The organism is Micromonospora sp. DT227 (genome assembly GCF_049841835.1).
In the GTDB taxonomy this organism is placed as follows: domain Bacteria; phylum Actinomycetota; class Actinomycetes; order Mycobacteriales; family Micromonosporaceae; genus Micromonospora.
On record NZ_JBNCLA010000004.1, the window covers coordinates 641,223 to 666,839 of the forward strand.

General features: G+C 75.2%; 21 protein-coding genes. 12 read left to right on the plus strand and 9 right to left on the minus strand.

Annotated elements, in window-relative coordinates:
* The first annotated feature begins 245 nt into the window (after window positions 1-245).
* Window positions 246-881 (plus strand): GAP family protein, encoded by a 636-nt coding sequence (locus ACLQ2W_RS17930; RefSeq protein ID WP_425787407.1) that lies wholly within the window; start codon window positions 246-248, stop codon window positions 879-881.
* Here ACLQ2W_RS17930 and ACLQ2W_RS17935 read toward each other — a convergent pair.
* The 6 genes from ACLQ2W_RS17935 to ACLQ2W_RS17960 form a co-directional block, all read right to left on the minus strand.
* Window positions 878-1,675: an endonuclease/exonuclease/phosphatase family protein gene (locus tag ACLQ2W_RS17935; RefSeq protein WP_425787408.1), complete on the minus strand. Its 798-nt coding sequence runs from the start codon at window positions 1,673-1,675 to the stop codon at window positions 878-880. The genes ACLQ2W_RS17930 and ACLQ2W_RS17935 overlap by 4 nt on opposite strands.
* A gap of 8 nt (window positions 1,676-1,683) precedes the next feature.
* Window positions 1,684-3,174, minus strand: coding sequence for a phosphatase PAP2 family protein (locus ACLQ2W_RS17940; protein WP_425787409.1), 1,491 nt, complete (start codon window positions 3,172-3,174; stop codon window positions 1,684-1,686).
* 76 nt (window positions 3,175-3,250) lie between these two features.
* Window positions 3,251-4,252, minus strand: a complete 1,002-nt coding sequence (locus tag ACLQ2W_RS17945; RefSeq protein WP_405093101.1) for a YihY/virulence factor BrkB family protein — start codon at window positions 4,250-4,252, stop codon at window positions 3,251-3,253.
* Complete coding sequence (locus ACLQ2W_RS17950) at window positions 4,245-5,252, minus strand: diacylglycerol/lipid kinase family protein (RefSeq protein ID WP_425787410.1); 1,008 nt, start codon at window positions 5,250-5,252, stop codon at window positions 4,245-4,247. Before ACLQ2W_RS17950 ends, ACLQ2W_RS17945 begins: the two co-directional genes overlap by 8 nt.
* Window positions 5,253-5,343: 91 nt before the next feature.
* Window positions 5,344-5,919, minus strand: a complete 576-nt coding sequence (locus tag ACLQ2W_RS17955; RefSeq protein ID WP_405094176.1) for a Clp protease N-terminal domain-containing protein — start codon at window positions 5,917-5,919, stop codon at window positions 5,344-5,346.
* Window positions 5,919-6,155 carry an HTH domain-containing protein gene (locus ACLQ2W_RS17960; protein WP_107159391.1) on the minus strand — a complete coding sequence of 79 codons (237 nt, stop codon included), beginning with the start codon at window positions 6,153-6,155 and terminating at the stop codon, window positions 5,919-5,921. Before ACLQ2W_RS17960 ends, ACLQ2W_RS17955 begins: the two co-directional genes overlap by 1 nt.
* Before the next feature lie 102 nt (window positions 6,156-6,257).
* Here ACLQ2W_RS17960 and ACLQ2W_RS17965 point away from each other — a divergent pair, with 102 nt between their 5' ends.
* The 6 genes from ACLQ2W_RS17965 (at window position 6,258) to ACLQ2W_RS17990 (ending at window position 12,793) form a co-directional block, all read left to right on the plus strand.
* Window positions 6,258-7,058 (plus strand): PP2C family protein-serine/threonine phosphatase, encoded by an 801-nt coding sequence (locus ACLQ2W_RS17965; protein WP_425787411.1) that lies wholly within the window; start codon window positions 6,258-6,260, stop codon window positions 7,056-7,058.
* 66 nt (window positions 7,059-7,124) lie between these two features.
* Window positions 7,125-7,688 carry a TetR/AcrR family transcriptional regulator gene (locus tag ACLQ2W_RS17970; protein ID WP_425787412.1) on the plus strand — a complete coding sequence of 188 codons (564 nt, stop codon included), beginning with the start codon at window positions 7,125-7,127 and terminating at the stop codon, window positions 7,686-7,688.
* The gene (locus ACLQ2W_RS17975) at window positions 7,685-8,509 is read left to right on the plus strand and encodes an oxidoreductase (protein ID WP_281935138.1); all 825 of its coding nucleotides are present in this window, start codon (window positions 7,685-7,687) and stop codon (window positions 8,507-8,509) included. The genes ACLQ2W_RS17970 and ACLQ2W_RS17975 overlap by 4 nt, the downstream gene beginning before the upstream one ends.
* Window positions 8,510-8,574: 65 nt before the next feature.
* Window positions 8,575-9,402 (plus strand): universal stress protein, encoded by an 828-nt coding sequence (locus ACLQ2W_RS17980; RefSeq protein ID WP_425787413.1) that lies wholly within the window; start codon window positions 8,575-8,577, stop codon window positions 9,400-9,402.
* Between the two features lie 128 nt (window positions 9,403-9,530).
* On the plus strand, window positions 9,531-11,933 hold the full coding sequence (locus ACLQ2W_RS17985) for a phosphoketolase family protein (RefSeq protein WP_425787414.1): 2,403 nt from the start codon (window positions 9,531-9,533) through the stop codon (window positions 11,931-11,933).
* Window positions 11,930-12,793 carry a universal stress protein gene (locus tag ACLQ2W_RS17990; RefSeq protein WP_281935144.1) on the plus strand — a complete coding sequence of 288 codons (864 nt, stop codon included), beginning with the start codon at window positions 11,930-11,932 and terminating at the stop codon, window positions 12,791-12,793. Before ACLQ2W_RS17985 ends, ACLQ2W_RS17990 begins: the two co-directional genes overlap by 4 nt.
* Window positions 12,794-12,840: 47 nt before the next feature.
* Here ACLQ2W_RS17990 and ACLQ2W_RS17995 read toward each other — a convergent pair whose 3' ends face one another.
* Window positions 12,841-15,180: a heavy metal translocating P-type ATPase gene (locus ACLQ2W_RS17995; protein ID WP_425787415.1), complete on the minus strand. Its 2,340-nt coding sequence runs from the start codon at window positions 15,178-15,180 to the stop codon at window positions 12,841-12,843.
* A gap of 170 nt (window positions 15,181-15,350) precedes the next feature.
* Between ACLQ2W_RS17995 and ACLQ2W_RS18000 the strand changes: the two genes are divergently transcribed.
* Both ACLQ2W_RS18000 and ACLQ2W_RS18005 read left to right on the plus strand, forming a co-directional pair.
* A complete protein-coding gene (locus ACLQ2W_RS18000; RefSeq protein ID WP_425787416.1) occupies window positions 15,351-16,361 on the plus strand; it encodes an Acg family FMN-binding oxidoreductase in 1,011 nt (336 codons plus the stop codon).
* Window positions 16,362-16,449: 88 nt separating this feature from the next.
* Window positions 16,450-18,117: a GAF domain-containing protein gene (locus tag ACLQ2W_RS18005; protein WP_425787447.1), complete on the plus strand. Its 1,668-nt coding sequence runs from the start codon at window positions 16,450-16,452 to the stop codon at window positions 18,115-18,117.
* A 12-nt stretch (window positions 18,118-18,129) separates the two neighbouring features.
* On the opposite strand, the gene ACLQ2W_RS18010 is transcribed toward ACLQ2W_RS18005, so the two are convergent.
* Window positions 18,130-18,768 (minus strand): response regulator, encoded by a 639-nt coding sequence (locus tag ACLQ2W_RS18010; RefSeq protein ID WP_181572435.1) that lies wholly within the window; start codon window positions 18,766-18,768, stop codon window positions 18,130-18,132.
* A 176-nt stretch (window positions 18,769-18,944) separates the two neighbouring features.
* On the opposite strand from ACLQ2W_RS18010, the gene ACLQ2W_RS18015 reads away from it, so the two are divergent.
* From ACLQ2W_RS18015 to ACLQ2W_RS18025, 3 genes are all read left to right on the plus strand, one after another.
* A complete protein-coding gene (locus tag ACLQ2W_RS18015; RefSeq protein WP_425787417.1) occupies window positions 18,945-19,919 on the plus strand; it encodes an Acg family FMN-binding oxidoreductase in 975 nt (324 codons plus the stop codon).
* A 56-nt stretch (window positions 19,920-19,975) separates the two neighbouring features.
* On the plus strand, window positions 19,976-22,894 hold the full coding sequence (locus ACLQ2W_RS18020; protein ID WP_425787418.1) for a BTAD domain-containing putative transcriptional regulator: 2,919 nt from the start codon (window positions 19,976-19,978) through the stop codon (window positions 22,892-22,894).
* 65 nt (window positions 22,895-22,959) lie between these two features.
* Window positions 22,960-23,964: a twin-arginine translocation signal domain-containing protein gene (locus ACLQ2W_RS18025; RefSeq protein ID WP_425787419.1), complete on the plus strand. Its 1,005-nt coding sequence runs from the start codon at window positions 22,960-22,962 to the stop codon at window positions 23,962-23,964.
* 246 nt (window positions 23,965-24,210) lie between these two features.
* On the opposite strand, the gene ACLQ2W_RS18030 is transcribed toward ACLQ2W_RS18025, so the two are convergent.
* Window positions 24,211-25,212, minus strand: coding sequence for an NAD-dependent epimerase/dehydratase family protein (locus ACLQ2W_RS18030; RefSeq protein ID WP_425787420.1), 1,002 nt, complete (start codon window positions 25,210-25,212; stop codon window positions 24,211-24,213).
* Window positions 25,213-25,617 lie beyond the last annotated feature (405 nt).

A 25,617-nucleotide genomic window follows, 5' to 3' on the forward strand; every position in this document is an offset into this window, starting at 1 on the left:
GCCCGGGCGGGGCGTGGTGTCCGGGGGGGGGGGGGTGCCGCACGCCGCGCCCCCCCCCGGCCGTCGTTCCGAGGAGCTGACGTCATGCGCATCGGAAACACCGAGATCCGGCCCGCCGGCGGCGGGTTCGGCTGTCTCCTGATGATCCTCTTCTCGATCGTGGCCTCGGTGGTGCTGACCGTGCTGCTCAACCTGATCCTCTAGAACCGGCCGCGACCCCGATCGGGCGGCAACAGAATGAGGGCATGAACCTGCTGACCGTGCTGCCGCTGGCGTTCGTGATGGTCGCCGGGCCGCAGCTCATCAGCGCGATCTTCCTGGCCGCCAGCCGCGACCCGCGACGCAGCTCGGTGGCCTACCTGGCGGGCGCGGCGCTGGGCACGCTGGTGCCGCTGACGATCTGGTACGCCGTGTTCCGGCTGGTCCGGCACTCCGCCGGCAACGGCACGAAGGACAGCGGCAGCCGGCACCTGATCGACTGGATCGTGCTGGCGCTGCTGCTCGTGCTCATGGTGATCACGTTCCTGCGCCGGAAGCGGAACCAGCCTCCGGGTTGGATGCGCAGGCTGGAGGACCCGAAGCCCGCGTTCGCGTTCGGGCTGGGCCTGCTGCTGTTCCTCGCCATGCCCAGCGACGAGGTCACCATGGCGTCGGTCGCCGGCAGCCTGGCCGGGCACGACAAGCCGTGGTGGCACCTGCTGCCGTTCCTGGTCCTCACCGTGCTGCTGCTGGCGCTGCCGCTGCTCGGGCTCGTGCTGCTGGGCGCACGCGCCGGGCGGCTGCTGCCGAAGATCCGCGACTGGTCCAACGCCCACTCCTGGATCATCAGCGAGCTGGTGATCCTGATCTTCGTAGCCATCATCCTGTCCGACCTGGTCTAGGCGGGCGTGAGGTCCAGCTCGGCCAAGACGGGGTAGTGGTCGGAGGCGGTGTCGGCCTCCGCGTCGCGGATCACGCGGACCGCGACCAACCGGTCGGCCAGGGGCGGCGTGGCGAGCAGGTAGTCCAGCCGCATCCCGGCGAACTCCGCGCCGCCGTGGCCGGTCGGCACCGTCAGCCCGCCCGGCCCGTCGCCACCGGCCCGCGGCCACAGGTCGACCAGGCCGCCGTCGAGCAGCCGGGCCACCGCGCGGGTGTCCACGGTACGGCCGTCGCGGCGCAGGTGCCGACGCCGGTACGCGGCGGCGAGCCCGGCCAGCCGGGCGGTGTGGTCGACGGCCGGCTCCAGCGTGTTCAGGTCCCCGGCGAGCAGGGCCAGCTCTCCCCCGGCCCGCCGCACGGCCGCCGACAGCCAGCCCGCCTCCATCCGCCGCCGCCCGCCCGACCAGGGGTTCAGGTGGGTGCTGAACACGGTCAACGGTCCCGCTCCGGTGGCCACCCGCACCAGGGCGGCGGCGTGGTGGAACGGCCGGCGGACCCGCCCGGAGGACAGCACCCGCAGCGGCGGGCGGACCAGCACCGCCACCGGCTGGCCGAAGCAGGACCGGGCCAGGTACGGCACCAGACCCGTCCGCTCCGCCAACCCGCCCAGCGTGCGGTCCAGCCCGCGCAGCTCCTGGAGGGCCAGCACGTCCGGGCGCTGCGCGGTGACGACCGAGACGATCCGGTCCCGGCGGTCGGTGCCGTCACGGTCCCGACCGCCGGTACGGATGTTCCAGGTCATCACCCGCAGCATCGTCGTCGTCAGTCCGGCCGACCGGCCTTGGCCAGCTCGTCGTCCAGCTCGTCCACCTGCTCGGACTCGATCGCCGGCTGGTTGCCCTGGGCGACGTCGGCGTTGGGCCGGATCACCCACCAGAGCAGGGACAGCCAGAGCGCGCCGAGCAGGATCGCGCCCATGAAGTCGGTCGGGTGGTGCATGCCCCGGTACATCCGGGAGGTCGCCACGCCGACCGGCATGATCACGGCCATCGCCACGAACAGCCACCGCCACCAGCGGTCGGTACGCGGGAACACGATGATCGCCATGGCGACCCAGAGGCAGATGGTCGCCGCGATGTGCCCGGACGGGAACGACGAGGTGGGCATCTGGCCGTCCAGGTTCTCCACCGGCGGGCGGGGCCGCTCCACCACCCGGGCGCTGGACAGGAACAGGCTCAGCTCGCCGAACATGGCCAGCACCACGAACAGCACCGGCCGCCAGCGACGCCACAGGGCCAGCACGATCGGGCAGAACACCAGCGAGACCAGCAGGATGGCGTGTGTGTCGCCGAACTTGCTCCACCACCAGCTCAGGTCCGTGAGCGTGTCGGTGTGCCGGGCGGCGAACCAGCGCGGGACCTCGGTGTCGAGCGTGTCGAAGAACGTGCCCTTGGCGTGGTAGCTGACGTACATGCCGAAGGCGTACAGCACGCCGAAGACGATCACCCAGCCGACCAGCAGCTCGGCCACCGCGGAGCGGGGGTGCTCCAGCACCTTCTCCTCGGCCGGGGCGGGCGAGATCTCCTTGCCCGCCTCCGGCTCCAGGCCCTCGCTCAGCGGCGGCACCGGCCGGCCGCGCTCGCGTCGCCACAGCCGGAACGCGTACGCGGTGACGCCGAGCCAGGCCGCGCCGAGCAGCCAGCCGCCGAGCACGTCCGACACGAAGTGCACGCCCAGCGCGATCCGGGTCAACCCGACCAGGAAGACCAGCACGGCGGCGATGGCGATGGCCGGCTTGCGCCAGCGGGGCGCCATGGCCGGCAGGAACACCAGCAGCAGCGCGCCGTACGCGACGAACGAACCGAGCGCGTGGCCGCTGGGGAAGCTGTTGCCGGGGGCGCTGGCGATCGGCACGTCCACCACCGGGCGCAGCCGCCCCACCAGCGCCTTGAGCGACGGGTCGAGGATCAGCCCGCCCACGCCGGTGACGATCAGGTAGACCGCCAGCCGGGACTGGCGGCGGATCAGCAGGCCCACCACCGCGATGGTGATCAGCCAGATCAGCACCGGTCGACCGCCCAGGTCGGTGATCGCCTGGAGCACGGTGACCAGCGGGTGGTGCGGGGCCACGAGGTTGTTGAACCACTCGGCCGCCGCGTGGTCGGCGTCCTGGAGCGGGCTCCAGCGGAACCGGACGAGCATGAGCAGCACGCCGAAGGCGACGCCCGCGCCGGCCACCGCGAGCAGCCCGACGAGGCTCCGCTCGGCGAAGTGGCCGAGCGGCCGGCGCCCGGCTTCCTTGACCGCGGTCACACCGCACCTCCCTTTTCTTCTGCGAGGCGCGCTGTACCCGATCGGCGTGGCTCTCACACGCCGCGTCGGCGCGGCGTCAGAGCGCGGTCATCTCCCCGGTGTCGAACAGTTCCTCGCGTTGCGCCTCCGGCTCCCACAGATCCGGCTGGGCCGGCTCCTCCACCCCGATCCGCATGGCCTCCAACTGGGCGGCGAAGGCCAGCCCGCCGAAGAGCGCCATGCCGGTGAGGTTGGCCCAGAGCAGCAGCGCCATCATGCCGGTCAACGCGCCGTAGGTCTGGCCGAAACCGCCGCTGTACTTGACGTACGCGGCGAGCAGCAGGCTGGCCAGCCACCACAGCGCGATGGCGATGCCGGCGCCGAAGAAGAGCCAGGACAGGCCGGGTTGCTTGCGTCGGGGCGCGTGCCGGAACAGCACCGCCACGGCGAGCACGGTCAGGCCGAGACTCAGCGGCCAGCGGACCACGTCCCAGACGACGGTGGCGACGTCGCCCCACTCGTAGTGCCGGCGCACCGAGTCGCCCAGCGCGCCGCCGCCGACCAGGATCAGGAACCCGGTCAGCGCGGGCACGCCGGCGACCACCGCGAGGACGGCGGCGCGGACGTACTTGGGAAACGCCGGCCGGTCCCGCTCCACGCCGTAGATCCGGTTGGCGCCGCGCTCGATCTGCGCCATCGTGGTGGTCAGCGCCACCAGCCCGGTGATCAGACCGAGGGTCAGCGCCAGTTCGCCGGCGTCCTCGGTGCGGTCGGTGTCGGAGAGCAGCTCCTGCACCACCGTCTCGCTCTGGCCCGGCGTGATCGCCAGCACCGTGTCGGCGACGACCTTGCCGCCCTCGTCCGCGCCGAGGTCGGTGATCAGGCCGGTGAGCGCGATCAGGAACGGCACCACGGCGAGGCAGAGCTGCAACGCCAGGGCCCGGGAGTGGCTGAAGCCGTCGCCGTAGCGGAACCGGATGAACGCGTCGCGCAGCAGGCACCAGCCGCCGTGCCGGCGCAGGGTGCGCCAGGCGTCGTCGGCGGACAGCTCGTTCTCGGCCATCAACCGGGTCTCGGGGACGAGCTTGGTGCTACTCACGGCGCGCCTCGTCGATCAGACGCTCGCCGCGCTCGGCGGCGGCCTCGGCGTCGACCGCCAGGTCGGGGTGGTCCGCCGGGCGTGGCACGCAGAGCCAGAGCGACTCGGGTCGGATGGTGGCGGTGAGCGAGCGGCCCGGCTCGATCAGGTCGCCGTCGAGCTGCCGGGGCTGGGCCCGGTTGCTGGCGATCTCGACGGTGCGGGCCCGGAACACCTCCATCCGGGGCACGCTGCCGCGGCGGCGGACCAGCGCCCAGCCCATCGCGGCCCACTGGCCGAGCGTGCGCGGGGTCAGCACCGCCACGTCGAGCCAGCCGTCGTCCGGCTCGGCGTCGGTGAGCAGGCGCACCCCGCCCTGGAGGCGGCCGACGTTGGCCACCAGGACCGAGCGGGCGCGGCGGCGCAGCGGCGGCCGGCCGTCGATGCGGACCGAGACCCGCATCGGCCGGTCCCGCAGGTGGCGGGCGGCGCCGACCAGGTAGGCCGGCCAGCCGATCCGCTTCTTGGTGGTCTCGGAGGTGGAGTCGAGCATCTGGGCGTCGAAGCCCATCCCGGCCATCACCGCGAAACACTGGTCGTCGACCACGCCGACGTCGAGCCGGCGCATTCCGCGCTCGACGGCGACCTCCAGCCCGGCCGCCAGGTCGCCGGAGAGGCCGAGGTTGGCGGCGAGCAGGTTGCCGGTGCCCTGGGGCAGCACGGCCAGCGCCACGTCGGTGCCGGCCAGCGCGGTCACGCAGGCCATCACGGTGCCGTCGCCGCCGCAGGCGAAGACCACCTCGGCGCCGGCCTTCACCGCCTCCTCCGCCTGGCCGCGGCCCGGGTCCTCGACCGTGGTCTCGTACCAGGTCGGGGCCGGCCAGCCGGCCGCGTCGAGCGCGCCGTCCACGATCCGGCGGAACTCGTCGAGGTCGGCCACCTTCACCGGGTTCACCACCACGGCCGAGCGCGGGGTCCGGTTCTCGGCGGTCACCGGAAGCTTGTCGTCTGCACCGTCCACGGCGTCAGTGTGCAGGACACCGGGCGCGGCGGCGACCCGGCGGGCGGGGTCGTTACGAGGACCGCAATCAGGTTTGGATTCCGGCGGGGGGTCAGGCCGCCTCGCGCAGCGCCGCGTCGACCCGTCGCCGCAGGTCGTCGACGTCGACGCCGGCCTCGGTGAGCACCTGCGCGGCCAGGCCGTCGCCCTCCCGGAGCAGGCCGAGCAGGATGTGCTCGGTGCCGATGTGCCGGTGGCGCAGCCGGAGCGCCTCGCGCAGCGACAGCTCCAGCACCTTCTTGGCCCGGGGCGAGAACCGGCCGCTGTCGGGCCGGCGACGCCACCACCGGCGCGGGCGCGGTGTCGCCTCGCGGAGCGCGTCCGGGCCGAACGACTCCTCGATCCGGGCCACGATGGCGGCCAGGTCGATGCCGATCTCGCGCAGCGCCGCCGCGTCCGCCGCGCCGAGCCCGTCGACGCCCTGCGCGGTGTGGCGGGCCACCGCCGCGCGCAGGGCGTCGGCGTCGACGCCGTCGGCCGACAGCAGCCGGACCGCCAGGTTGTCGCGGTCGGCGAGCACGCCGAGCAGCAGGTGCTCGGTGCCGACCGGCCGCCGGCCCTCGGCCTGTGCCTCGACGAGCGCGTGGTGCACCACGGCCCGGGCCCGGTCGGTGAATCGTTCGAACATCACGCCTCCCAGCTTTCGCGCACCGCCGGCCGTCCGGCGTGCTTCTTGTGGACCGCCTGTCGGCTGACCTCGAGCGCGTCGGCGATCTCCTGCCAGGACCAGCCCTGTCGCCGGGCGTTGTCCACCTGGACCACCTCGAGCCGTTCGAGCAGCCGGCGCAGGGCGAGCACGGCGCGCAGGCCGACCTTCGGGTCGGTGCTGCCGGCGGCCGCCGCGAGTTCCGTTGCCTGACTCATGCTGTCAATGTAGGTTGACAGCACCCTGGCGTCAACCCCAGTTGACACCAGACACGCCCCGACCTGCCCGTTCGCCGCCCGTGCCGGTGCTACGGTCCGCTGGTGTTCCACCGCCGCCCACCGGACCGGCCGGTCGAGGCCACCCGCCGGCTGACCGCCGGGCGGCTCACGCTGGAGGTCGCCGGCGGCAGCGTGGTCGGGCACCGCTACCCGGCGAACTACGACGTGCTGCACGTCGACGAGGAACTGCCGCTGGCCGTGGTCTGCGACGGCATGGGCGAGGGCGAGGGCAGCCGGGCGGCCGGCACGACCGCGACGCAGACGTTCGTCGAGCGGGTCCGCGCCGGGTGGCCGGTCGTCGACGCCGCCGGGCTGCACGCCGCCGCCGCCGAGACCCAGCGCCGGGTCCGCCGGGCCGGCGCCACGCACACGGGGCTGACCGGGTGCACGCTCACCGCGCTGGTGGTCGAGCCGGACGGCGAGCGGGGCTGGCTCGTGCACCTCGGCGACTCGCGGGCGTACCGGCTGCGCGACGGGCTGCTGGAGCTGGTCACCGTGGACCACACCCTGGCCTGGCTGGGGCTGCTGCACGGCTGGTGGCCGGCCGACTCCCCGGAGGCGGCCCGGGCCCGCTACCAACTGCTGCGCTACGTCGGGCACCCGGACCAGCCGGAACCGGACCTGCTCGCCGCCCGGCTGCGTCGCGGGGACACCTGGCTGCTCTGCACCGACGGGGTCAGCGACCAGCTCGGCTACCACCGGCTGCGGGACCTGCTGGCCGCCCGCCAGGAGCCGGCGCGGACGGTCCGGGCACTGCTGGACGCCAGCCTGGCGGCCGGCGGCGCGGACAACGCCACCGCCGTCGTGGTACGCGTGCACCCCGCCCTGCCCGCCCCCCGCTGACCACCCCGCCCGGGCGTGACCGGCGACACGGTTGACGTCCTGACGTTTTATGCAAGACTTGTCAGCATGTCGAACGACCGGTTGGAGACGATCCTGGCCGCCGCGTACGCGTGCTTCACCCGGCACGGGATGCGGCGCACCACCATGGACGACATCGCCGCCGCCGCCGGCATGTCCCGGCCGGCGGTCTACCAGTACGTGCGCAACAAGAACGACGCCTACCGGCGACTGGCCGAACGGCTCTTCGCCGACACGCTCGACCGGGCCCGGCAGGCCGCCGCCACCGGAGGCGGCGAGCTGGCCGACCGGCTGCACGACGTGCTCGCCGCCAAGCTGGAACTCACGCTCACGCTGCACCGGGACAGCCCGCACGCCACCGAGCTGCTCGACGCCAGCGGCAAGCTCACCGGCGACCTCGTCGAGGCGTACACCGCCGAGATGACCGACCTGGTGGCCGGCACGCTGGCGGACGCCGCCGGGCCCCGGGCCCGCGCGGTGGCCGACGTGTTCGTCGCGCTCACCCGCGGCCTGGAGGCCGACCTCACCGACCCCGACCTGCCCCGGCAGCGGCTGCGCGACGGCGTCGCGCTGCTCGTCGCCGGCCTGACCTCTCCGGGAGACCCCGCATGACCACCGTCCTGATCACCGGCACCTCCTCCGGCATCGGCCGGGCCACCGTCGCGCGGCTCGCCCGCCGGCCCGACCTCACCGTGTACGCCACCGCCCGCAAGGTCGACGCGATCGCCGACCTGGCCGACACCGGCGCCCGGCTGCTCGCCCTCGACGTGACCGACGAGGCGTCCATGCGCGCCGCCGTCGCCGCGGTGGAAGCCGCACACGGCCAGGTCGACGTGCTGATCAACAACGCGGGTTACGGCGAGTACGGCCCGATCGAGGAGGCCCCGATGGACCGGGTACGGGCCCAGTTCGAGACCAACGTCTTCGGGCTCGCCCGGCTCACCCAGCTCGTGCTGCCCGGCATGCGCCGGGCCGGCCGGGGCCGGATCGTCAACGTCAGCTCGATGGGTGGCCGGCTGGTCTTCCCCGGCGGCGGCTACTACCACGCCAGCAAGTACGCGGTGGAGGCGATCTCCGACGCGCTGCGCCAGGAGGTGCGGCCGTTCGGGGTGGACGTGGCGGTCATCGAGCCGGGCCTGATCCGCACCGGCTTCGGCGCGGTCGCCGCGTCCTCGCTCGGCGCCGGCACCGAGCCGACCGGGCCGTACCGCCGGATGGTGGCCGCGGTCGACGCGTCGATGGCGAAGTCCTACCGGAACCCGGCGCTCGCCGCCCCGCCGGAGGCGGTGGCCCGGGTGATCGAGCGGGCCGTGCTGGCCCGTCGTCCCCGCACCCGTTACCTGGTCACCGCCGCCGCCTGGGCGATGGTGCACACCCGCCGGCTGTTCGGCGCCCGGTTCTTCGACGCGGTCAACCGCCTCCAGTTCCGCTGACCCGGTCCGGCCGGCCGGCCACCCGACTACCGTGGGTGAAGAACGCGGTCGGGAGGTGAGCCGGAATGGCCGCACCCAGCCACGCGGTGGTGGTCGGCGTCGGCCGGTCGACGGAGGGCCTGACGGTGGTCCGCACGGCCGCCGGCGAGGCCGCCGCCCACGACCGGCCGCTGCACCTGATGCATGCGTTCAACTGGGCCGCGACCGGTGGCCCCGCCCCGGCCGGCGGCACCCGCATCGACGCCGAGCGACTGCTGGAACGGGCCGGCCAGCTCGCCGCCGACGCCGCGCCGGGGGTGCCGGTGAGCGGTGAGATCGTCGAGGGCTCGCCGGTCGAGGCGCTGCTGCGGGCCGCCGGCACCGCCTTCCTGGTCGCGCTCGGTGACGGCGGCAGCTCCACCTGCCCGGCCTGCGTACCGGCCGACGCGCCCGCCGTCGAGCTGGCCGCCCGCGCCGGCTGTCCGGTCCTGGTCGGCCGGTCCGAGCCGGCGCCGCCCGGGCCGCTGCTGGTCGGCTACGACGGCTCGCCGGGCGCCCGCCACACGCTCGGGTACGCCTTCGACTGCGCCGAACGCCGGGGCGCCCGGCTGCTCGCCGTCCGGGTGGTCGAACCGGATCGCCGCGACCCCGACGACGGCCTGCTGGAAGCGGCGGTCAACCGGCACGCCGTGCGGCATCCCCGGGTGGCCGCCGACTGCCAGACCGTCCGCGGCGTACCCGCCGACGTCCTGCTCGACCGCTCCCGGTCGGCGCAGCTCGCGGTGGTCGGCGCGCGCGGCGACGGGCCGGTGCGGTCCAGTCTGGGCGAGGTCAGCCAGGCCCTGCTCTACCACTCGCCGGCCCCGCTGATCGTCGTCCGAGGGCTCGACCCGGGCGCCCGGGAGGGGGCATGACGCCCGCCCGACCCGGGACCTACGGCCCTGACCGACACCCCCGCCCGGGCGCGAGGGTGGACGCGCCGGGGACGGACGTCTCCTCCCCGGGTGGCAGCCGACCCCGAGCCACGAGAGGCTAACGCAGCATGGACACCGCGCTGGACCTGCACAGCCCCCTGACCGACGACGAGCTGCGCCGGCTGGACGCCTACTGGCGGGCCGCGAACTACTTGACCGTGGGGCAGATCTACCTGCTCGACAACCCGCTGCTCCGCGAGCCGCTCCGGCCCGAGCACGTCAAGCCCCGCCTGCTCGGCCACTGGGGCACCAGCCCCGGCCTCAACCTGCTCTACGCGCACCTCAACCGCGTCATCGTCGACCGGGACCTGTCCGCCATCTTCGTCACCGGCCCCGGCCACGGCGGCCCCGCGCTGGTCGCCAACACCTGGCTGGAGGGCACCTACAGCGAGCTGTACCACCACATCCCGCGCGACGAGGCCGGCATGCAGCGGCTGTTCCGCCAGTTCTCGTTCCCCGGCGGCATCCCCAGCCACGTGGCGCCGGAGGTGCCCGGTTCGATCCACGAGGGCGGCGAGCTGGGGTACGCGCTGAGCCACGCGTACGGGGCCGCGTTCGACAACCCGGACCTGCTGGTCGCCTGCGTGATCGGCGACGGCGAGGCGGAGACCGGCCCGCTGGCCGGGAGCTGGCTGTCCAACGTGTTCCTGAACCCGGCGCGGGACGGGGCGGTGCTGCCGATCCTGCACCTCAACGGCTACAAGATCGCCAACCCGACCGTGCTGGACCGGATCCCCGCCGACGACCTGCGCGACCTGATGCGCGGCTACGGCTACCAGCCGTACCTGGTCGAGGGCGACGACCCGGCGGCGGTGCACCAACTGCTCGCCGCGACGCTGGACCGGGCGGTCGACGAGATCGCCGAGATCCAGCGCCGGGCCCGCTCCGGCGGCGAGGTCGAGCGTCCCCGCTGGCCGATGATCGTCCTGCGGACGCCGAAGGGCTGGACCGGCCCGGCGGAGGTGGACGGCAAGCAGGTCGAGGGCACGTTCCGCGCCCACCAGGTGCCGATCGCCGAGGTGCGCGACAACCCGGCGCACCTGGCCGAGCTGGAGCGCTGGCTGCGCAGCTACCGGCCGGAGGAGCTGTTCGACGCCACCGGCGGCCCGGTCGCCGAGCTGGCCGCGCTGCCGCCCACCGGCGACCGGCGGATGAGCGCGAACCCGGTGGCCAACGGCGGCAAGCTGCTGCGCAACCTGGAGCTGCCGGACTTCCGTGACTACGGCGTCGACGTCGAGGAGCCCGGCGGCACGGTGGCCGGGGCGGCCGGCACGCTCGGCCCCTGGGTACGCGACGTGATCGCCCGCAACCCGCAGACGTTCCGCCTGTTCGGCCCGGACGAGGTCGCCTCGAACCGGCTCGGCGCGGCGTTCGAGGTGACCGACCGGGCGTTCGTCGGCCGCCGGCAGCCCGGCGACGACCACCTCTCCCCCGACGGCCGGGTGATGGAGGTGCTCTCCGAGCACCTCTGCGAGGGCTGGTTGGAGGGCTACCTGCTGACCGGCCGGCACGGCATCTTCACCAGCTACGAGGCGTTCATCCACATCGTCGACTCGATGGTCAACCAGCACGCCAAGTGGCTCAAGGTGACCCGGCACATCCCCTGGCGGGAACCGATCGCCTCGCTGAACTACCTGCTCTCCAGCCACGTCTGGCGGCAGGACCACAACGGCTTCTCGCACCAGGACCCCGGCTTCATCGACCACGTGGTCAACAAGAAGGCCGAGGTGGTCCGCGTCTACCTGCCGCCGGACGCCAACACGCTGCTCTCCACCATGGACCACTGCCTGCGCAGCCGGCACTACATCAACGTGGTGGTGGCCGGCAAGCAGCCGGCGCCGAACTGGCTGACCATGGACGAGGCGGTCCAGCACTGCCGCCGCGGCCTGGGCATCTGGGACTGGGCCAGCACCGACGACGACGCCGAGCCGGACGTGGTGCTCGCCTGCGCCGGCGACGTGCCGACGCTGGAGACGCTCGCCGCCGCCGACCTGCTGCGCCGGCACCTGCCCGACCTGAAGGTGCGGGTGGTCAACGTGGTCGACCTGATGCGCCTGCAACCGCCCTCGGAGCACCCGCACGGCCTGCCGGACAACGAGTTCGACACCATCTTCACCCGCGACAAGCCGGTCATCTTCGCCTACCACGGCTATCCGTGGCTGATCCACCGGCTCACCTACCGCCGGGCCAACCACGAGAACCTGCACGTGCGCGGCTACAAGGAGGAGGGCACCACCACCACGCCGTTCGACATGGTGATGCTCAACGACCTGGACCGCTTCCACCTGGTCATCGACACCATCGACCGGGTGCCGGGGCTGCGCTCGCGCGCCGCGCACCTGCGCCAGGAGATGGTGGACGCGCGCCAGGCCTGCCGCGACCACACCCGCGAGTACGGCGAGGACGACCCCCGGGTCGCCGAGTGGCGCTGGATCCGCGAGACCGACCCGGCTGTGAAGGGTGACGCATGAGCAACGAGGAGATCGTGGTCGGCTACGACGGCTCGACCGACGCGTCGGTGGCCCTGAACTGGGCGCTGGACGAGGCGGGCCGGTCGGGCCGGCCGGTGCGGCTGGCGTACGTCTTCGAGTGGTTGACGGTGGCCGGCTGGATCGGCCCCGGCGTGGCCCCGGGCATCTGGCCGGACGAGAACGCCCGCCGGCAGGTCGAGGAACTGGTCCGCAAGGCGGCGGCGGACGCCGCCGCCGAGCGGCCCGGCATCACCGTGCACGGCGAGGTGTTCGACGGCCCGCCCGCGCTGGTGTTGCAGGAACGCTCCACCGGGGCCGGGATGCTGGTGCTCGGCAGCCGGGGGCACGGCGGCTTCGGCGGCCTGCTCGCCGGCTCCACCGCGGTCTCGGTCAGCGCGCACGCCCACTGCCCGGTGGTGGTGGTCCGCGACGGCCAGGCCGCCACGTCCGGGCCGGTGGTGGTCGGCTCGGACGGCTCCCCCTCGGCGCTGCGGGCGCTCGGCTTCGCCGTGGAGCGGGCCGCCCAGCGGGACGTGCCGCTGCGGGTGCTGCGGGTCTGGGAGCCGCCGGGTGACCGGTGGGTACCGCCGGACTTCGACCCGGAGGACGTCGCCGCCGGCGAGCGGACCGCCGCCGAGGCGGAACTGGCGCCGTGGCGGGAGACCTTCCCGGACGTGCCGGTGGAGATCTCGGCGGTGCCCGGCAGCGCGGCGTCGCTGCTGGTGGAGGCGAGCCGGGCGGCGCAGCTCGTGGTGGTCGGCAGCCGGGGCCGGGGCGGGCTGCGCGGCATGCTGCTCGGCTCGGTCAGCCAGCAGCTCATCCAACACGCGCACTGCCCCGTCGCCGTGGTCCGGGAGTAGAAGGAGGGGGCCCTTCTTAACGCATTCTGCATAAGAAGGGCCCCCTCCTAACGCACCGGAGGGCCGTCGGACGGGTTGAGCGAGAAGTAGTCCTCCTCCTCCTGGGCCAGGTGCAGGCGCAGCACCGCGTCCAGGCCGTACAGCGCGGCGAGCAGGTCGGGCACCTCCTCGGCGGGCAGTCCGCCGTCCAGCGCCGCCAGGTGCCCGCCGATCCGCTCCACCAGCCGGACGATCTCCACGTGCGCCCGGCTCATCGTCGAGGTCGCCTCGTCGCTGCCGAGCGGGCCGGCCAGCGCCGGGTAGAGCTGCCGTTCCTCGGCCGCCTCGTGCGGCAGCACCTCGTCGACCAGGCGCCGGTGCACGTCCCGCAGCGCCGGCACGCACCCCGGGTCGTCCGGGCGGGTCGCCACCAGGTCGGCGGTGTCCCGCAACCGGGCCAGCACGTCCCGGACGCCGCCGTGCTCGCGCTCGTACCGGTCGAGCAGCTCCCGGGTGTGCGCGGGCACCTCCCGCTGCCGCAGCCCGCCACCGAGCGCCCGCAGCGCGTTGAGGATCACCAGCACGTCGATGCCCTCCTGGAGGAACGCGCCGGCGACCGGGGGCAGCCGGCCGGCGGCGGCCACCAGCATCGCCAACACCGCCAGGCCCATGCCGACGGTGGCGCTCTGCACCGCGATGCGGCGGGCGTAGCGGGCGATCTCGACGGCGTCGGCGAGCCGGTCCAGCCGGTCCACGGTGAGCACCGCGTCGGCCACGTCGGCGGAGGCGGTCGCCCCGGTGGCGCCCATCGCCACCCCGACGTGCGCCTCGGCCAACGCCGGGGCGTCGTTGACGCCGTCGCCGACCATCACGGTCACCGCCCGCGCCGCCTCCGCGCGTACCCGGTCGGCCTTCTCCGCCGGCGCGCAGCGCGCGATCACGTCGTCCACGCCGACCACCTGGGCGACCTGCCGGGCCGTACGCGGACGGTCGCCGGTCACCATCACCAGCCGGGTCAGCCCCGCCTCGCGCAGCCGCCGCACGGTCCGCCGGGCGTCCGGGCGGACCGGGTCCTCCAGCAGGATCGCGCCCAGCGGCCCGTGCTCGTCGCTGACCCAGACCGTGGACCGGCCGGACCGCTCGGCCCGGTCCCGGACCCGGTCCGCCCACGCCGGCGGCTCGCCGTCGAGCTGGCCGACCCGCACCGTCCGGCCGTCGACCCGGCCGGTCACGCCGCGCCCCGGCTCCTCGGTCACCTCGGTCGGCCCGGCCAGCGGCAACCCCTGCTCGCGGGCCTGCCGGACCAGCGCGGCGGCCAGCACGTGCGGCGAGAGCTGCTCGACGGACGCGGCCAGCCGCAGCACCTCGTCCCGGTCGCCGCCCGGCGCGACCACCGTCTCCGCGGCCCGGGGCCGGCCGGCGGTGAGCGTGCCGGTCTTGTCCAGCAGCAGGGTACGGGCGCGGCCGAGCTGCTCCAGCGATCCGCCGTCGCGCACCAGCACGCCCCGGCGGGCCACCCGGGACAGCCCGGAGACCACCGCGATCGGGGTGGCCAGCAACAGCGGGCACGGGGTGGCCACCACCAGCACCGCCACCGCCCGCACGAACTCGCCGGACAGCAGCCACGCCAGGCCGGCGAGCAGCAGCGTGAACGGCACGAACCCGGCCGCGTACCGGTCGGCCAGCCGCACCATCGGGGCCTTGCGCGCGGTGGCCTCCCCGGCCAGCCGGACGATGCCGACGTACGTGCTCTCCGCCGCGTTGCGGTCGGCCCGCAGCCCGAAGCCGGCGCCGGCGTTGACCACGCCGCTGGCCACCTGCTCACCGACGGCGCGGCCGACCAGCCGGGACTCGCCGGTCACCACCGACTCGTCGAGCGTGGCCGCCTCCTCGACCGTGCCGTCCACCGGCACCACGTCACCGGGGCCGACCACCAGCCGGTCACCGGCGACCACCCGGTCCAGCGGCACCACCTCGATCCCGCCGTCCGCGGTGCGCCGCCGCGCCTGCCGGGGCGCACGTTCCAGCAGCGCCCGCAGGTCGCGGGTGGCCCGACGCCGGGCGTACTCCTCCAGCGCCCGCCCGGTGGCCACCATCACCGCGATCACGGCGCCGGCCAGGTACTCCCGCACCAGCAACGCGCCGAGCAGCGCCAGCACCGCGATGACGTCCACCCCGAACTGCCGGCGCCACAGTTGGCGCAGCATGGTCCAGGCGGCCGGCGCGAGCGCCACCACGGTGACCGCGGCCCAGACCAGGTCGGCGGCGCCCCGCGCGCCCGCGAACCAGGCCGCGGCGCCGCCCAGCACGGCGAGCGTGAGCAGCACCAACGGGGCCCACTCGGCGGTCGCGGCCCGTCGAGGGCGGGCTGGCCGTTCGGGTACGCATTCGCGCGGTTCGGTCCCCACGTGCGGATCGTCTCAGTGCCGAAGCGGGGCAGGTAGGGCGAACGCGGGTAATCCGAGGGGTCGAAGGACCCCGTGCGACCCGATCCGACATGCCCGAGGATGGAGCGGCAACCCCACCCGAGCCTCCCGGGCGTGGGGCACGATGGGGAGAAACAGGAAAGGTCGTGACGATGAGCCACGAGACGCCGGCTACCGATCGCCCGCTGACCACCGCGCTCGCGGAGGCCGCCGGAACGGCCGGCCACGCCCCGTCGGTGCACAACACCCAGCCCTGGCACTGGACGGTGCTGCCCGACGCGCTGGAGCTGCGGGTGGTCCGGGAGCGGCACCTCAGCGCCATGGACCCGGAGGGCCGGCTGCTGGTGGTGAGCTGCGGCGCGGCGCTGCACCACGCCCGGGTGGCGCTGGCCGCCGAGGGCTGGACCCCGGTGGTGGAACGCCTGCCCGACCCGCACCAGCCCGACCTGATGGCCCGGCTCACCGGGCTGCGGCACACCGGCGCGGACGCGGACGCGATGCGCCTGGTGCAGTGCATGCGGGTGCGGCACACCGACCGGCGTCCGGTCAGCGACGAGCCGATCTCCGCCGCCGTGCTGGGCGACATCGACCGGGCCGCCACCCGGGAGGGCGTCGACCTGCAGATCCTCGACGACATGCAGAAGATCGAGCTGGCCGGCGCCGCCCAGCAGGCCGCCGCCGTCGAGGCGGACAGCCTGGAGCTGCGCGAGGAGCTGGCGTACTGGACCAACCGGGCCGGCACCGGCACCGGCCTGCCGCCGGAGGTGCTGCCCGACCAGGCGGCGCAGACCACCGTGCCGGGCCGCGACTTCGGCACCCCCGGCTCGCTGCCGATCGGCCCCGGCCACGACAAGGCCGCCGTCTACGCCATCCTCTGGGGCGCCGAGGACGAGCCGCTGAGCTGGCTGCGCGCCGGTGAGGCGCTCTCCGCCGCCTGGCTCGAAGCCACCCGGCACGGGGTGTCGTTGGTGCCGCTCTCCGGCGTGGTCGAGGTCGACGGCACCCGCGAGGTGCTCCGGCAGACCCTGGCCGGCCTGGGCCACCCCTACCTGAGCATGCGGCTCGGGCTGGCCGACCCGGAGCACGCCGGGCCGCCGCACACCCCGCGGCTGGACGCCGCGCAGACCGTCGACACCTCGGCGGTCCGCGACCAGCCGTCCTGACGGGTCGACGGCGGCCACCGGGCGATAGCATCGCCCGGTGGCCGCCGCACCGAACCCCCGGCACGAGCCCGTCACGCCGTCGCTCGGATTGTCCCCGCTGTCCCGGGTCCGCCTCGACGAGCTGCTCCAGGAGATGCTCGACCGGGTCGGGGAGGTGGTCACCAGCCGGGAACGGCTGCGCGCGCTGCTCGACGCGGTGGTCGGCATCGGCTCCGACCTGGACCTGCGCAGCACGTTGCAGCGGATCGTGCGGTCGGCGTGCGAGCTGGCCGGCGCCCGCTACGGCGCGCTCGGGGTGATCGGCCCGGACCGCATGCTGCACGACTTCATCGTCCACGGCATCGACGCCGAGCTGCACGCGCGCATCGGCGAGCTGCCGCACGGGCGGGGCGTGCTCGGCCTGCTCATCGACGAGCCGAAGCCGCTGCGCATGCCGGACATCACCCGGCACCCCCGGTCGTACGGCTTCCCGCCGCACCACCCGCCGATGCACAGCTTCCTGGGCGTGCCGGTGCGCATCCGCGACCAGGTGTGGGGCAACCTCTACCTGGCCGAGAAGCAGGGCGCCGCCGAGTTCACCGAGGACGACGAGGAGATCGTGTCCGCGCTCGCCGCCGCGGCCGGCGTGGCGATCGAGAACGCCCGTCTCTACGCGCTGGCGCACCGGCGGGAACGCTGGCTCGCCGCCGCCGCGGAGATCACCTCGGTGCTGCTGGGCGAGGTGCGCCGCACCGACGCGCTGTCGCTCGTGGCGCGTCGCGCCCGCGAGGTCGCCGAGGCGGAGCTGGCGCTGGTGCTGCTCTACGACGAGGACGAGGCGCAGTTCACCGTCGAGGTGGTCGACGGCGCGGACCCGATCGCCCGGGAACTGGTCGGTGCGGTGCTGCCGGCCGGCGAGACCAGCTTCGCCGGCTCGGCCACCGAGCGCCGACACGAACAGGTCGACGACCTGGCCGCGGCGGCGCCCTGGCCCCAGCCGGTGGTCGCCGGCCCGGCGGTGGTGTCCCCGCTCGCCGCCGCCGACACGCTGCACGGCGTCCTGGTGATCGCGCACCGGCCCGACCACGGCCCGGCCGGCGACGACGACCTCGCGTTGCTGGCCAGCTTCGCCGGGCAGGCCGCGCTGGCCATGGAGCGGGCACGCGGCCAGGAGGAACGGGAACTGCTGGTGGTGCTGGAGGACCGCGAACGGATCGCCCGCGACCTGCACGACGTGGTGATCCAGCGGCTCTTCGCCACCGGCCTGCAACTCCAGAGCGGGGCGATGAACGCCCGACCCGAGGTGGCGAAGCGCATCAACCAGGCGGTCGACGACCTGGACGCCACCATCCGCGACATCCGCCGCACCATCTTCGAGCTGCGCACCCCGATGAGCGCGGCGCTGCGCACCGAGATCCGCGAGGCGATCGAGGTGGCCGCCGAGACGCTCGGGCACCGGCCCGACCTGGACCTGGTCGGCCCGATCGACAGCGCCGTCCCGGACGAGCTGCGTCCCGAGCTGGTGGCCGTGCTGCGCGAGGCGCTGTCCAACGCGGTCCGCCACGCGCAGGCCGACCGGGTGTCGGTGCGGGTCGCGGTGGACGCCGGCCGGGTCGAGATCACGGTCACCGACGACGGGATCGGCTGCGACCCGACGGCGGCCCGCAGCGGCCTGGTCAACCTGCGGGAGCGGGCCGAACGGCTCGGCGGGGAGTTCACCCTGCGCCGGGTCGAGCCGCACGGCACCGAGCTGCGCTGGGGCGTCCCGCTCGACTGACCCGGCCCGGGGTCAGTGGGTCTTGCCGAGCAGCCGGGTGGCCAGCACCGCCGCCTGGGTGCGCCGCTCCAGGCCCAGCTTCGCCAGCACGCTGGAGACGTAGTTCTTCACCGTCTTCTCCGCCAGGAACATCTTGCCGGCGATCTCACGGTTGGTGAGCCCCTCGGCGACGTACTCCAGGATCCGCCGTTCCTGCTCGGTGAGCGACTTCAGCTCCCGCGGCTGTTCCACGCCACTGCGGATGCGCTCCAGCACCCGGGTGGTGATCGCCGGGTCGAGCAGGGACTGCCCGGCCGCCACCCGGCGGACCGCGTCCACCAGGTCGGTGCCGCGGATCTGCTTCAGCACGTAGCCGGCCGCACCGGCCATGATCGCCGCGAACAGCGCCTCGTCGTCCTCGTACGAGGTGAGGATCAAGCCCTTGATGGACGAGTCCACGGCGCGCACGTCCCGGCACACGTCGATGCCGTTGCCGTCGGGCAGCCGGGCGTCGAGGATCGCCACGTCGGGGCGGAGCGCGGGAATCCGCCGCGTCGCCTCCTGGGCCAGGCCGGACTCGCCGACGACCTCGATGTCGCCGCTGCTGGTCAGCAGATCGGCCAGGCCACGACGGACGACCTCGTGGTCGTCGAGCAGGAACACCCGGATCATCAGTCCTTTCTACCCGCTGCCCGCCACCCCCGCACGGGCCGAAGGTCCCGTCGTCGACGCGCCGCCCCGGGCCGGTCGGACCCGCCCAGGTGGGGACCTCCGGCCCTGATCAGGGCCGCTTCCGGTGACGCACCGTAGGAACCGGAAGCCCGACGCCGTACGGAGGGAGCACGACCATGACGACCGAATACACCGTCGGGCAGCTGCGGGCCGCGGTCACCGACGCGGTACGCGCGCCGTCGCTGCACAACACCCAGCCGTGGCGGTTCCGACTGCACGACGGCGGCATCGAGGTCGCCGTCGACCCGCTGCGCGGCCTGCCGGCCACCGACCCGACCGGCTGGGGCACGCGGATCGCGTGCGGGGCGGCGCTGTTCAACCTGCGGCTGGCGCTGGCCGCGGCGGGCACCCCGGCGACGGTCCGGCTGCGCCCGTACCCCGCCGAACCGGACGTGGTGGCCCGGCTGACGCCGGACGTGCCGCGCCGGCCCACCCCGACCGAGCAGAGCCTGTACGGGGCGATCGGCCGCCGGTTCAGCAACCGGGCGCCGTTCTGGCCGGACCCGGTGCCGGCCGAGGCCCGCTGGCGGCTCGGCGAGGCGGCCCGCGCCGAGCAGTGCTGGCTGGAACTGGTCATCGGCACCAGCGCGGTCAACGCGTTCGCCGAGGTCGCCCGCAGCGCCCACCGGGTGCTGGAACGCGACCCCGCGTACGTGGCCGAACGGGTGGCGTGGATGCGCTCCGAGCCGGCCCCGGACGGCGTGCCGGCCGCCGCCGGCGGCCCGCAGACCGAACCGCAGGACCTGCTGCCGCAGCGTGGCTTCGGCGGACGCAACCGGGCGCCCGGCCGGGACTTCGAACCGGAGCCGCTGGTCGCCGTGCTCGGCACCCCCGGCAACACCGGCACCGACCAGGTCGTCGCCGGGCAGGCCCTGCAACGGGTGCTGCTCACCGCCACCGACGCCGGGCTCGCCGTGTCGATGCTCTCCCAGCCGATCGAGGTGCCGGCCGCGCGGGAGGCGCTGCGGCTGTCCCTGGGCCGGTTCGGCACGCCGCAGATGGTGATGCGGGTCGGGTACGGCCAACCGGGCCGTGCCACCCCGCGCCGCCCGGTCGACGAGGTGCTCGACCTGCCGGTCGCGCGGGCCTGACCCCGCCAGCGCGACCGGAGCGACAGCGGTCGATCCGGTGGTACGGTGTCGCCCGCATGGTCAGTTATCGGATCCTGGGCCCGCTCGAGGTGATCCGGGCCGGGCAGCCGGTCCCGCTGCGCAGCCCCAAGCAGCGGGCGGTGCTGGCCGTCCTGCTGGTGCACGCCGGCCGGGTCGTCTCGCTGGACCTGCTGCTCGCCGCGCTCTGGGGCGACGCACCGCCGGACACGGCCGTCGGTCAGGTGCAGACGCTGATCTGGCGGCTGCGCGGGGTGCTCGGCGACGCCATCGCCACCCGCCCCGGCGGGTACCGGCTCGTCGTCGCCCCCGACGCGCTCGACGCCACCGTCTTCGCCGCCACCACCGCCGAGGCCGCCGAGCTGGCCACCGCCGGGCGGCTGGCCGAGGCGTCCCGCCGCTACGGCGACGCGCTCGCCGCCTGGCGCGGGCCGGTGCTGGCCGACGTGCGGCTGCCCGGCGACCCGGGCGCCGTCGGGTTCCACGCCGCCGTCGCCGAGCTGACCGAGCAGCGCCTCGCCGCCGAACGGGACCGGATCGACGTCGAGTTCGGCCTCGGCCGGCACGCCGAGCTGATTCCCCGGCTGCACCGGATGGTGCGGGACGAGCCGCTGCGGGAGGAACTGCGCGAGCGGCTGATGCGGGCGCTGCACCGGGCCGGCCGGCGGGCCGAGGCGCTGGAGGTCTACCGGCAGGGCCGGGCCGCCGGCGTCGCCGAGCTGGGCCTGGAACCCGGCCCGGCGCTCCAGGCCCTGCACGGGCGCATCCTGGCCGGTGATCCGCTGCTCGACGACGCTCCCGACGGGGTACCCGCGCCGGCCGCCGCGCAACTGCCGATGGACGCCCCCGACTTCGTCGGCCGGGACGCCGTCGCCGCCGACCTGGTGGCCCGGCTGACCGCCGCCACCGCGACCGCGCCACGGGTCGTCGCCGTCTCCGGCGTGGCCGGCGGCGGCAAGACCACCCTCGCCGTCCATGTCGGACACCTGGTCCGGGCGGCCTTTCCCGACGGGCAGCTCTTCGTCGACCTGCGCGGCGGCGGCGAGCCGCTGGACCCGGGCGCAGTGCTGGGCCGGTTCCTCCAGGCCCTCGGCGAGGACCCGCGCGCGGTGCCCGCCGGGCCGGACGAACGGGCCGCCCTGTTCCGGGCCCGCACCGCCGGCCGGCGGCTGCTGGTCGTGCTGGACAACGCGGCCGGCGAGAACCAGGTCCGCCCGTTGCTGCCCGCCGAGCCGGGATGCGCGGTGCTGGTCACCGCGCGGCGGCGGCTCACCGCCCTGCCCGGGGCGGCCCACGTCGACCTCGGCGTCTTCACCGCCGAGCAGGCCGTCGACCTGCTCCGCCACGCGCTCGGGCCGGCCCGCGTCACCGCCGAAGACGCCGACTGCCGCCGGGTGGCCGAACGCTGCGGCCACCTGCCGCTGGCCATCCGCATCGCCGCCGCCCGGCTCGCCGCCCGCCCGCACTGGCCGGTACGGCGGCTCGCCGACCAGCTCGCCGACGAGCGCGCCCGACTGGACGTGCTGCGCACCGGCGACCTGGCGGTCCGCTCCAGCCTGGCGACCAGCTACCAGGAGCTGACCGGCGCCGAACGCCGCCTGCTGCGGCTGCTCGGTGCGGTGGACCTGCCCCGGGTGCCGTCCTGGGCCGCCGCGGCGCTGCTCGACCTGCCGCTGGCCGCCGCCGAGGAACTCACCGAACGGCTGGTCGAGGCCCGGCTGCTGGACGTCGACCCGGCCGGTTACCGGCTGCACGACCTGGTCCGGGCGTACGCCGGGGAACGCGGCGCGGCCGAGGAACCGGCCGTCGTCGGACGGGCGGCGCTGGCCCGGCTGGTCGGCGGCTGGCTGACGCTGACCGACGAGGCCTACCGGCGTACCCCCGGTGGTTTCCGGCGCGGCCCGGCCGGCGCGGCGCCGCGCTGGTCCCGGTGGACGGCGGCCGAGCTGGACGTGGTGCTCGCCGACCCGGTGTCGTGGTTCGAGGCGGCCCGTGGCCCGCTCACCGGCGCGGTCCGGCGGGCCGCGTCGGCCGGGCTCGACGAGGCGGCCTGGAACCTGGCGAACACGCTCGGCCGCTTCTTCGAGCTGCGCGAGCACCTCGACGACTGGGACGCCACCACCGGGCAGGCGCTGACCGCGTGCGAGGCGGCCGGCAACGAGACCGGGCAGGCGTGGCTGCTGCGGGCCCGCGGCGAGCGGTACCTCGACCTGGACCGGCTGGACGACGCGCGGCGCTGCCTCGACGCGGCACTGGCCCGGTTCGAGCGGCTCGGCGACCGCGCCGGGCAGGCGCTGACGCTGCGGGCCGCCGGCACCGCGCACCGGCTGCGCCGCGACGACGCCGCCGCGATGACCGCGCTGGGGCGGGCCGAGGCGCTCACCGTCGAGCTGGGCGACCCCACCGGGCAGGCGCAGGTGCTGTTCGGGCTCGGCGCGGCGCACCGGGTGGCCGGGCGCACCGACGCGGCGGAGACCGCCTTCCGGGCGGCGCTGGCGCTGTTCCGGCAGCTCGACGACCGGTTCGGCGAGGCGTACACCTCGACCAGCCTGGCCCTGGTGCTGGGGCGCGACGGCGCGGAGGCGGACGCCGGCCGGTTGCTGCGCCGCGCGTTGGCGCTCTGCGAGGAGCTGGGCTACCGGCGGGGCGCCGCCATCAGCCGGGGTCACCTCGGCGACCTGCACCTGCGCACCGGCGAGTACGAGCGGGCGGTGGCGGAGCTGACCGAGGCGGTCGCCGGCAGCCGGGAGGTCGGCGACGGCATCGGCGAGCTGATCGCGTTGCGTCGTCTCGGCGCCGCCCATCTCGCCCTGGGTCGGCTCCCGGCGGCCCGGTCCGCGCTGCGCGGCTGCCTGGCGCTGTGCCGCGTGCACGGCGAGGAGCAGGAACGTGAGCGCGCCCTGCGGCTGCTCGGCGAGGCGCGGACGCGCGCCGCGAGCGAGGTGAGAGCGAGCTGAGAGGACGGGACGGCCGGCGGACGGCACGGTGGGGGCCGAACCCATCGGACCAGGGGAGGCTCCCGATGACCGACCGCACCACCGTCCCGCCGCCGACCGGCGGACCCGGCCTGTCCCGACGCCGGTTCCTCGGCGGCGTCGGCGCGTCCGCCGCCGTGCTGGGCGCGGGCGGCGTGCTCGGTGTTCCCGCGCCGGCGTCCGCCGCGTACTCCATGAAGTGGGGCGCGGTGGTCTCGCCCGGCAGCGCCACCAACAACATCGACTTCGCCCGCAAGGTGGACCTGCTGCGCCGGATGCGTCCGCAGACCGCCCGCATCTCGATGTTCTGGGGCGACCCGAACCGGCGGCAGTTCAGCGACGGGCAGCTCGACGAGCTGCGCGGCACCGGACTCACCGAGATGATCATCCAGTCCTCGGAGGACCCGGACCCGGCCCTGGCCCGCCGACAACTCGACCAACTGCTGCCGTACGTCGACGCGCGCCCGAACACGCTCTTCGTCTGGGAGATCGGCAACGAACCCGACTGGCACCAGCCGAACAACCCGTGGCTGGCCCGGTGGAACCGACTGGCCACCATCCGCGACAACAAGCCGGCCCAGGACCGGGGCAACCTGCTCTGGGCGATCAACATGCCGGCCGGCCGCTGGAACGGCGACGGCTCCGGGTTCACGTTCGGCAACTCCGGGCAGTGGTTCGACGCGTTCGTCCGGGACACCGGCGACGGGCTGGGCGCGATGCTCACCGGCCCGTACCGGCCGGACGTCGCCACCGTGCACTGCTACAGCTCCAGCTACCTGACGCGCGGCGCGGACGGCGGCGGCGAGCACAACCCGTACAAGATGATCGACTACGTGCGGGGCTGGAACCCGGGCCTCAGCATGAAGGTCACCGAGGCCGGGATCGACGGCGCGAAGTCCGACCGCGGCTACCGCTACGTCAGCTTCGGCTCGTCGGTGGCGAACGAGACGGCCGGGCAGGTCGACAGCGTCTGCTTCTACGGCCTGCCCCCGGCCGAGCGGCAGTACGGCATCTGGGAGACCGAGGCCAGCCAGGTCGGCACCCACCCCTGAGTGCCGGACCGGGCGCGCCGCCGGGTGCGACGGCGGCGCGCGGGGAAGCGGCGGGGCCGCCGGGACCCGGCCCCGCCGCACCGCCCCCGTCGCCGTCCGGCTGGCCCCGTTGTCGTCCGCGCCGCCCCCGATGTCGCCGGCCCACGCCGGCACCGGCCCGCCCCCGTTGTCTGTCGGGCCGGTGCCGACGGTGGCGGCGGGTCGGCCGGCCGTGCGCCGCGACCGGAGGACCGCCCGCGTCGCGGATCAGGCCGGCAGGGTGGCCAGCAGCGCCGCCTCCCGCTCCGGAGCCAGGCCCACCGGGGCGCGCGCCGGTCGGCCGGCCCGCGCCGGCACCCCACCCACCGCCCGCAGCCACCGCCAGGTGTCCGCGACCGTCTCGGCGACCGGCCGGCAGACCAGACCCGCCGCGTACGCGCGCTCGACGTCGCGCTCCTGCAACCAGCGGTACTCGTGCCCGCGCGGGATCCAGATCGGCAGGTCGTTCCACGGCTCCACCCCGGCGGCGAGGATCGGCGCCGGCGGCGTCCACCGCAGCGTCGCGTCCGACCCGGTCGCCGCCACCACCGCGTCGAGCAGCTCACCCATCGTCGTGTGCCCGCTCCGACTCACCACGTTGTACGCTCCGCCGACGCCCTCGACGCCCCGGTCCAGCAGCCAACCCGCCAGGTCGCGGACGTCCACGTACTGCACCGGGAGATCCGGTGGCCCGGGGGCCAGCACGTCCCCGCCCCGGGCGACCCGGTGCAACCACCACGGCAGCCGCCCGATGTCCTCCCCCGGCCCGAGGATCAGGCCGGCCCGCACCAGCAACGCCCGCTCGCCGAACACCTCCACGGCGGCCCGCTCCCCGCCGGCCTTGTTGCGCGGATAGTCGCCGTCGTCCGCGTCCGGCTCGGCCGCGACGGTCGGCGCCTCCTCCCCGGTGCCCGGCCCGGCCGTCGGCGCGTACACCGAGCCGCTGGAGACGTAGACGTAGTGCGGCACCGCACCGGTCAGGGCCCGAGCCGCGTCCCGCACGGCCCGGGGCGCGCCGTCCCAGGTGTCCACCACCAGGTCCCACTCGCCGCCGGCGAGCGCCGCCAAGCCGCCGGGCTCGTCGCGGTCACCCCGCAACCGGTGTACGCCGGCCGGCACCTCGCCGTGCACACCCCGGTTGAAGACGGTCACCGCCCAGCCACGGCGGACCGCCTCGGCCACCACCGCCCCACCGACGAAACCCGTGCCACCCAGCATCAACAGTCGCATCGCCCCACCCTGCCCCCGGAACCCCGGTCCGGGCGGACTGTTCACGGTGAGCGGATCTGCCAACGGCAGAACCCACCCGTTCCTCCCACCGTCCGCCCGCCGCTCACCCCGTTGATCATGAAGTTGGCGGCACTCGATGTCCGTTTCGTCACCGCCAACCTCATGGTCAACGGGGTGAGCGGTCGGAGCGTCGGGCGGGGCGCGGAGCCTTCCGTGTGCCGATCTTGCACTTGGCGCCGCTGGAACGTCGGTTTCGCACCGAATGGGCGGTCCGCAACTGCAAGATCGACGGTCGGGGTGTCGGGGGCAGTTCCCGCGTGGGGTGGGATGTCTGGTTTCGGGGTGGTGGGGGGCACGCTGGCGGTGGAATGGGTCGGGGGGTCGCGGCGTTGTATCCCGGTGCAC